Source organism: Nonlabens sp., from assembly GCF_047636915.1.
Lineage (GTDB): Bacteria > Bacteroidota > Bacteroidia > Flavobacteriales > Flavobacteriaceae > Nonlabens.
Genome location: NZ_JBLIGN010000099.1, coordinates 1 through 8028, shown reverse-complemented (window position 1 = coordinate 8028; position 8028 = coordinate 1). Strand labels below are relative to the sequence as shown.

7 protein-coding genes and 1 pseudogene are annotated in these 8028 nt (G+C 35.6%); 7 read left to right on the top strand and 1 reads right to left on the bottom strand.

All coding sequences use genetic code 11. The features are described 5' to 3' along the window. From ACJAT0_RS11555 to ACJAT0_RS11540, 4 genes are all read left to right on the top strand, one after another. Positions 1 to 512, top strand: a 512-nt coding sequence (locus ACJAT0_RS11555) for a uridine monophosphate kinase (protein ID WP_415181780.1), incomplete at its 5' end; no start/stop codon positions are given. Positions 513 to 554: 42 nt separating this feature from the next. Continuing rightward, on the top strand, positions 555 to 1109 hold the full coding sequence (gene frr / locus ACJAT0_RS11550) for a ribosome recycling factor (protein WP_374003447.1): 555 nt from the start codon (positions 555 to 557) through the stop codon (positions 1107 to 1109). A 134-nt stretch (positions 1110 to 1243) separates the two neighbouring features. Then, positions 1244 to 3433 carry a DUF5686 family protein gene (locus tag ACJAT0_RS11545; protein WP_415181779.1) on the top strand — a complete coding sequence of 730 codons (2190 nt, stop codon included), beginning with the start codon at positions 1244 to 1246 and terminating at the stop codon, positions 3431 to 3433. Between the two features lie 174 nt (positions 3434 to 3607). Then, on the top strand, positions 3608 to 6001 hold the full coding sequence (locus tag ACJAT0_RS11540; protein WP_415181778.1) for an efflux RND transporter permease subunit: 2394 nt from the start codon (positions 3608 to 3610) through the stop codon (positions 5999 to 6001). 86 nt (positions 6002 to 6087) lie between these two features. Here the strand turns inward: ACJAT0_RS11540 and ACJAT0_RS11535 are convergent, their stop codons facing one another. Next, on the bottom strand, positions 6088 to 6369 hold the full coding sequence (locus ACJAT0_RS11535) for a hypothetical protein (RefSeq protein ID WP_415181777.1): 282 nt from the start codon (positions 6367 to 6369) through the stop codon (positions 6088 to 6090). Between the two features lie 227 nt (positions 6370 to 6596). On the opposite strand from ACJAT0_RS11535, the gene ACJAT0_RS11530 reads away from it, so the two are divergent. From ACJAT0_RS11530 to ACJAT0_RS11520, 3 genes and pseudogenes are all read left to right on the top strand, one after another. Beyond that, positions 6597 to 7205: a hypothetical protein gene (locus ACJAT0_RS11530; protein WP_415181776.1), complete on the top strand. Its 609-nt coding sequence runs from the start codon at positions 6597 to 6599 to the stop codon at positions 7203 to 7205. 29 nt (positions 7206 to 7234) lie between these two features. Further along, entirely contained in the window at positions 7235 to 7414 is a 180-nt protein-coding gene (locus tag ACJAT0_RS11525) for a hypothetical protein (protein WP_415181775.1), read from the top strand. A gap of 214 nt (positions 7415 to 7628) precedes the next feature. Beyond that, positions 7629 to 8028, top strand: a pseudogene (locus ACJAT0_RS11520) (hypothetical protein); the annotation flags it as partial.

Genomic DNA, 8028 nt, shown 5'->3' with positions numbered 1-8028 from the left:
ATCGGGTCCAAGGTGATCACATGGGAATGTTGGCTACGGTCATTAATGGTCTGGCATTACAAAGTGCTCTAGAAGACGCTGGAGTGCCTACTAGATTGCAAAGTGCCATTAAAATCAATGAAGTTGCAGAGCCTTTTATACGTCGTAAAGCAATGAGACATTTAGAAAAAGGACGTGTTGTTATTTTTGGTGGTGGAACGGGTAATCCGTATTTTACAACAGATAGTGCCGCCGTGCTTAGAGCGATAGAAATTGAGTCAGATGTAATTCTGAAAGGAACTAGAGTGGATGGTATTTATACCGCAGATCCTGAGAAGGATGCGACAGCGACTAAATTTGATTTTATAACCTTTGATGAGGTGTTGCGCAAAGGCCTTAAAGTAATGGATACAACAGCATTTACCTTAAGTCAGGAAAATGAATTGCCTATCATTGTATTTGATATGAATACAAATGGAAACCTGCTTAGATTAATAAAAGGCGAAAAAATAGGAACCAAAGTACAATTATAATAACAGCAATATATTTGCTAATCATCTTATAAAACAGCAGTGATGACAGAAGAAATTAAATTTATACTCGACAGTACTAAAGAAAGCATGGATAGTGCTATCGCTCATTTGAAAAAACAATTGTTAAGCATAAGGGCTGGTAAGGCTTCGCCGGCTATGTTAAGTACGGTCATGGTAGACTATTACGGCAGCCAGACGCCGCTATCTCAAGTAGCTAACGTCACCACACCAGACGCGCGTACCCTAACCATACAGCCTTGGGAAAAAGGAATGATTACTCCTATTGAAAAAGGGATTATGTATGCAAACCTAGGTTTGAATCCTATGAATAATGGGGAGAGCGTTATTATTAATGTTCCTGCGCTCACAGAAGAAAGACGAAAAGATTTAGCTAAACAAGCTAAAGCAGAAGGTGAAGAGGCAAAAATAGGAGTGCGTAACGACCGTAAAGTGGCGATGAATGACCTTAAAAAATTAGAGATTTCTGAAGACTTACTTAAAAATGCGGAAGACGACGTACAAAACTTAACAAACAAGTATGTTATTAAAATCGAGGAGCATCTTGTAGTTAAGGAAATAGAAATAATGAAAGTATAACAATCTAGTGTCTATGCTATAGTAAACGCCAGCTTTACAGCTGGCGTTTTTTATGTTCATTATGTTTTATTAAGAACACGAATCTAATGTCGATACCTGTTCTCTTCTTAATATTTCTAAGCTAATTTTACTTTATGAAGTTGTTTTTCTGCATTTTGCTTGCTTTCTCCTCTGCGTTTGCTGCTGCTCAGCAAAAAAGTACGCGAGAAGCTCAGTTCCTAATAGAAAAAGTGCTTCTATCTACAAAAAACAACGACCCTACTCACCAACTCAATTCTTTTAAGTACGATGCCTATGAGAATTTAAAAATTTCTGGTGATCCAGAGGCTCTAACAGGGCCAGGATATAAAAAAACAGAGTTGAGAAAAACACTAAAGAAAACAGGTGTCTTCTTTGCAGAAAAAACGTCACAACATATTTATGACGAAACAGAAGGATACAAAGAGATCATAACAGGAGCAAATATGCCTGGTTTTGATGAGCCAGTGTATCCTATTTATAACATTGATTTCCAGTCAGAAAACATCTATAATGATGCCTATATTATTTTTGATCAGGAATATCTCAGTCCATTAAGTGAGAAGTCCATTTCCTTATATAATTTTAAAATAGAAAATGATTCCCTTATTATGGGAAGACCAGTTACTAAGATATCTTTCACACCTCAGGAAGTGAAAGCACCTCAATTATTCTCAGGGCACCTCTATATCGATAAGCAAACTTATGGAGTAGCAAAAGCTGTTTTTGAAAAGACAGCAGATCTCAATATCAATGCCTTCCACGAATTTATTTACGACAGCACTTATTCTCTTTGGTTCAACAGTTCTAGGAAACTTTATGTACGTAAGGAGAAGACTAGAAAAGCATTGGAACTGTTTGGGGCAAGATTAGACGTAGGAATCAAGAGTAGCACTAAAGAAGATGAGACAGCATCAGAGGACCTGTATCTAATTATTGAAGCTGTTAATTCAAATTTTAAGACCAATCGAGATATCGAGTACGGAACACGTGGTCTTAAAGTCGAAGTTCAAGATAGCGCTATAAATCAACAAGAGCAATATTGGAAAAAACACCGTGGAGAAGATGCTTTTTCTACTGCAGAACTGGCACAATTTATGGATCTCGACAGCATAGTAGATGCGTCAAAAATCACTCGTAAACTAGAAACGATCGATAAATTTAAAGCAGGTTATTTTCCAGTTAGTTTTGTGGACATAGATTTGAAATATCTAGTAAAATTTAATGAATACGAAGCTTTTAGAATAGGAATGGGTGGGCAGACCAACGAGAAGTTAAGTAAAAACTTCAGAATTAACGGGTACCTCGCTTATGGAACAAAAGATGCTGTTTATAAGCATAAAATAGGTGTAGGTTACCGTATTAATAAAGAAAAAGATACCTGGCTCAATATTTATAAACAAGATGATATTACGGAGTTTGCTGCAGAGAGTTTTTTGACTGACGCAAGGGTGTATTCGCTTTTTGAACCGCGTCTTATCAATATTCCTACTTTTTATCTTTTTAAACAATACGGAATATCGCTGCAACAGCGCTTATTTCCATCGTTGATTAGTGAGGTGTCGCTTTCGCGAAAGCGAATCAATCAAACAACAAATTATCAGTTTATTCCAGATGATCAAGTTTTTACGCAATATGTACTTGCCGAAGTTTCTCTAGGAGCTCGATGGAGTCCGGTGAGTAAGTTCATGCGTACACCTAGAGGATATCAAGAAATATCACGTGGTTATCCCATTTTAAGCGGGCAAATAACTCAAGGCATTAAAGGATTTACAGAAAGTAATTTCAATTACTTTAAAATATCTGGAAAGGCACAGTACAGCATCAAAAGACCTGATAAATCAAGAACAGAGTTTCTGTTAGAAGGTCATTATAGTGTAGGAGAAGTGCCATTAACGCATCTGTTCCATGCGTATCCTAATGCGCCTAACAAGGATGAGATTTTGCAAAGATTCTCTGTTGCTGGAACAGGAAGTTTTGAAACCATGTATTTTAACGAATTCTTCTCTGATAAGATCACGATAGGTCAGATCAAACACCATTTAGTTCCCTTCCATATTTTTTCTTTTCTCAAGCCAGAAATGGTGCTGATTTCTAAAGTAGCTTGGGGCGATCTGGATAACGCACAACGTCATCAAAATGTGACGGTTAATACGCTGGAAAAGGGATATTTTGAAAGTGGTTTTGAATTGAATAAATTATTATTTGGTTTCGGACTCAGTGCCAGTTACCGTTATGGCGCATACCACCTTCCTAATTTTGCAGATAATCTCGCCTTAAAGTTTACATTTTACTTAGAGCTATAATCATACATCGATTTTCAACATTAAATTGTAATTAGAGCTATAAGTAGATAGAAATAATTATTAAAACCAATAATTTTTAAATTGATTTGAAATCTGCTGCAAGCTTCATATTAAATTACTATTTGTTAAATAATTACACGTTTTAAAAGTACCTTTGCACGCCTTAAAAGACCCATGCAAAAGTTATTCAGTTTTAGATTTTGGAACAGCATTGCTAGACTTATACTGCGCAATAGAGAGATCATTCTTGGGCTTATCGTTATACTGACTATTGCACTTGCTACACAGTGGAAATACATGCAGTTTACTCATTCAGAGGCAAACCTTCTTCCAGATGACCATCCTATAAATGAGGAATACAATAAGTTTTTAGATAAATTTGGTGAAGAAGGAAATCTTATTATTCTAGGAGTAGAAAATAAATACCTGAATAATTATAAAAGCTTTAATGCCTGGAATGAACTAGCAGATTCATTAGCGACTTTTAACGAGGTAGAGTTAGTCCTGTCCACCTCTAATTTACCTAACCTTTCAAAAACAGAAGACAATACCAGGTTTATAGTCGCGCCAGTTCTTAAAGAACGACTTAAAAATAACAAAGAGTTACAAGACTTTAAAAAGAAGCTCTTTAATGATTTGCCATTTTATAAAAACCTCATCTATTCAGAAAACGATAGTGTGATACGCACAGCAATCTATTTGAGGAAAGAGATTGTAAATACTAAGAAGCGCAAGGATTTTGTCATTCATGTGCTCCAGCCGCTTGTTCATGGATATTCTGATAAACACGAATTGGATATCAGAGTTTCTGGAATGCCCTATATCAGAACCCTCAATGCTCAAAATATTGTTGATGAGATAGGCATGTTTTTGATTGCGGCACTATTAGTCACCTCTGGAATCTTCTTTTTCTTTTTCAGGTCTTGGCGGGCAACTTTTATATCAATCGTTACTGTGGTTATAGGAGTGATGTGGGCTTTTGGGATTTTGGGCTGGATAGGTTATGAGATCACTGTTCTTACCGCTTTAATACCGCCACTTATTATTGTAATTGGGATTCCTAACTGTATTTTCTTAATCAATAAGTACCAGCAGGAGATTAAAAACCATGGGAATCAAGCCAAGTCATTGCAGCGTGTCATTACCAAAGTAGGGAATGCCACTTTAATGACTAATCTTACAACAGCCAGTGGCTTTGCTACGTTTATCTTTACCGAGAGCAAGCTTCTAGTAGAGTTTGGTGTGGTCGCTAGTATCTGTATTATCGCTATATTTTTACTCAGTTTGATGATTATTCCAATTGTCTATAGTTATTTACCTGTTCCTAAGGAACGCCATTTACACCACCTTGGTAAAACTTGGATCAATAAATTTGTGAGTTGGAATGAGCGCATGGTTAAGAAAAAGCGCATTCCTATCTATATCACCAGTGTGCTAGTTCTCATAATAAGTATTATTGGGATGTATCAAATTAAAGTCTCTGGTAGTCTTATAGAAGATATGCCTAAGGGAATGCAGTTTTACAAGGATATCAAATTTTTTGAAGAAAGCTTTGATGGAATAATGCCTCTTGAAATTGTCGTGTATAGCAAGAACGAAAAAGTTACCGGGCTTAAAACACTGCAAAAATTAAATAAATTAGAAGAGCATATCATTGAGACTCCAGAGCTTTCTCGACCTATGTCTATCGTGTCTGCTGTAAAATTTAGTAAACAGGCATTTTATGGTGGCGATCCAGAGTATTTTGATTTGCCGTCTACGTATGATGCGGTGACCATGTCTCAGTTGGTTAAGAAAAGTGCCAAGGATATTTCTTTAATGAAAAGCTTTGTAGACAGTACCGGCCAGTATGCGCGTATAACGACCTTTATGAAAGATATGGGGACCGATCGCATGGAACGTGTAGAAGAAAACTTGAAAGATAAAATCAAAACGATTTTTCCAGAAGATCGCTTTGAAGTTGCGATTACGGGAAAGGCACTGGTTTTTCAAAAAGGAACGGATTATCTTGTCAATAATTTGATCCTTTCCTTATCTCTAGCCATTGTACTTATCGCTTTATTCATGGCGTGGATGTTCCGTTCCATACGTATGATTTTTGTATCCTTAGTTCCTAATTTATTACCCTTACTCATCACCGCTGGATTAATGGGTTATATAGGAGTTCCTATTAAGCCATCTACTATTTTGGTGTTTTCTATTGCCTTTGGAATTTCGGTAGATGATACCATTCACTTCCTTGCCAAATACCGTCAAGAGCTCATGGCAAACAATTGGCGCATCAAGAAATCTGTTTATGCCGCTTTAAAGGAGACCGGTGTAAGTATGTTTTACACGTCTATAGTTTTGTTTTTTGGTTTTTCAACCTTTACGATTTCTAGTTTTGGCGGCACGGTCGCTTTAGGAGCTCTTGTAAGTGCTACTTTACTCTTTGCGATGGCTGCAAATTTATTATTACTGCCTAGTATGCTGCTTTCTTTGGAGAAAAGTATTGCCAATGAGCGCACGTTAAAAAAACCTTCTATTCCTCTCATTGAGCCAGTGCCGGGTGAGGAAGAGGAGCTTTAGCGCTTTGATGTTGACGCTTTTGCAAAAGATTAAAAACATTTCAGACCTCAAATTAAGCTTAGAAAGAGTTAAATGGAATGTTCTTCCTACTTTCTCCTCAACTCCTCAATCAACGCATCTTTATCTTTAAGACCTGCCTCATACAACTGGATAATAGTTTGCGTTTTTTCTTTATTGTCCTCATAGAGGTTTTGAACTTCTTGATGACCTACAAAAGTTCCTTGGTCATTATTATTTTGATGATACACATTACTAGGATTCACCTCTAGCAAATCTCCTACTTTGGTTTCGAGTATCTCAGCGAGTTTATACAAATAATCCACTGAAACTAGAAATTCATAAACAACAACTTTGTTAGCCTGACGCAACCTTTACTTCAATTTTAGAATTATTAATTAGTAAACCAACCAGGAACTTAATAATTTTAATTATGGAAAACCTTAATTGTTCTCGTAGCAATTATCTTAACTTTATGTAGAAAAGTTGCAAAATAAAACTAACTATCTGTATATAAGACATTAAAATTTATATCACATTAAAAATAGCGCTTTCGCGAAAGCTTAAACATTCAAATTATAAAAACCTCCTTTACCACTTGTCATTCCACACACGATGCGGAATCTGGTTGATGCTATTCTCGATGTTTTTAACTTCCTGCGATAGTGACGACCCACCATCTCAAGAAAGCCTATTACCACCCATTACGATGACTGGAGAAAACACCTTTGGCTGTTTGATCGATGGTAAGTTTTTTAAGCCTAGGGATGGCGGTAGTACCATAAGTACGGGAAATAAAGGAATGAGTGTATTGAGATCTGAGGAAAAGAATCTTGAAATTTCTGTATTTGATTTTAAAAGTGACAAAAGAACTAGTTTATTTATTCATTTAGAAAACTTTTATATAAATGGTGAAGAATCTTATCCATTAATGCAAGCAACAGGGTTAAGAGGTTTAGATGGTCCAAATCATAACTATGTTTATTGCATTTTATGGAGGGATAATGATTACGAAGTATTCTATTCCTTTGAAAATTCAGGCGAGTTTTTAATTAATAAAATAGATACCACTTTGACAAACAAAAGAATCTTTGCTGGAGAGTTTGATGTAATTTTAAATAATATAGATAGAACAGATTCCATTCAGTTGAGCTTAGGACGTTTTGATATTGAAACACAGTCATTATCATCTACTACATTTGATTAAAAGAGTACAACACAAAAAGTTAAACACTTATGGAAAGAATTATTATTAGTACAGGGATACTATTATCCTTATGCATCGCAAATGCGCAAGATCCAGAGCTTACGCTGGATAATGCTCTGGTAAACATCAATCAATCCACCGTAACCAGTGGTATTATTTATGAACGTACATTAAAACTGTCAAATTTGTATAATTTTATTAGGGATTAAGACATTGGTAGGCATTTATCGTATAGAAACAATAAAACTTACTTACTTGATAATCAGTACTTAGAAGATTTAATTTCTAAATAATTACTCGACATTCATGAATCTAGACTAGTAAAATTTGTAAATAGATCAAACATCTCCATACATTCATAGAAACTAAGTAATCAAGTTGTTATAAACAACTAATAGTATCAAACATTAAAAAAGTTCCATTATGAAGAATATATTCAAAAGCACATTCCTATTGTTTTGCTTGATTTTAGTTGTAATACTATCAGCTTGTAATAAAGAAGACGCAGTAGACCCAGCATCTTTACTACCACCCATTACCATGACAGGAGAAAACACTTTTGGATGCCTGATTGATGGTAAGTACTTTAGACCTCGGGATGGTAGGGCTACGATTAATAGTGATAATAAAGGCATATTTACGATTAGAACAGAAGGTTCTAATTGGGAAATAGATGCATCAGATAAAAAGAGTACTAGATCATCAAATATTGTTTTACATATTGAGGGTTTATACGCAAACCCTGAAGGGACAATAGGTACATATCCAATAGGATCATCCAATGGACTCAAGGGAATTGATGGTCCTGACAACACTAATGTCT

Bases quoted from the DNA above. Each gene is read 5' to 3' on its own strand.
- frr (WP_374003447.1), top strand. From the start codon at position 555: ATGACAGAAGAAATTAAATTTATACTCGACAGTACTAAAGAAAGCATG.
- ACJAT0_RS11545 (WP_415181779.1), top strand. From the start codon at position 1,244: ATGAAGTTGTTTTTCTGCATTTTGCTTGCTTTCTCCTCTGCGTTTGCT.
- ACJAT0_RS11540 (WP_415181778.1), top strand. From the start codon at position 3,608: ATGCAAAAGTTATTCAGTTTTAGATTTTGGAACAGCATTGCTAGACTT.
- ACJAT0_RS11525 (WP_415181775.1), top strand. From the start codon at position 7,235: ATGGAAAGAATTATTATTAGTACAGGGATACTATTATCCTTATGCATC.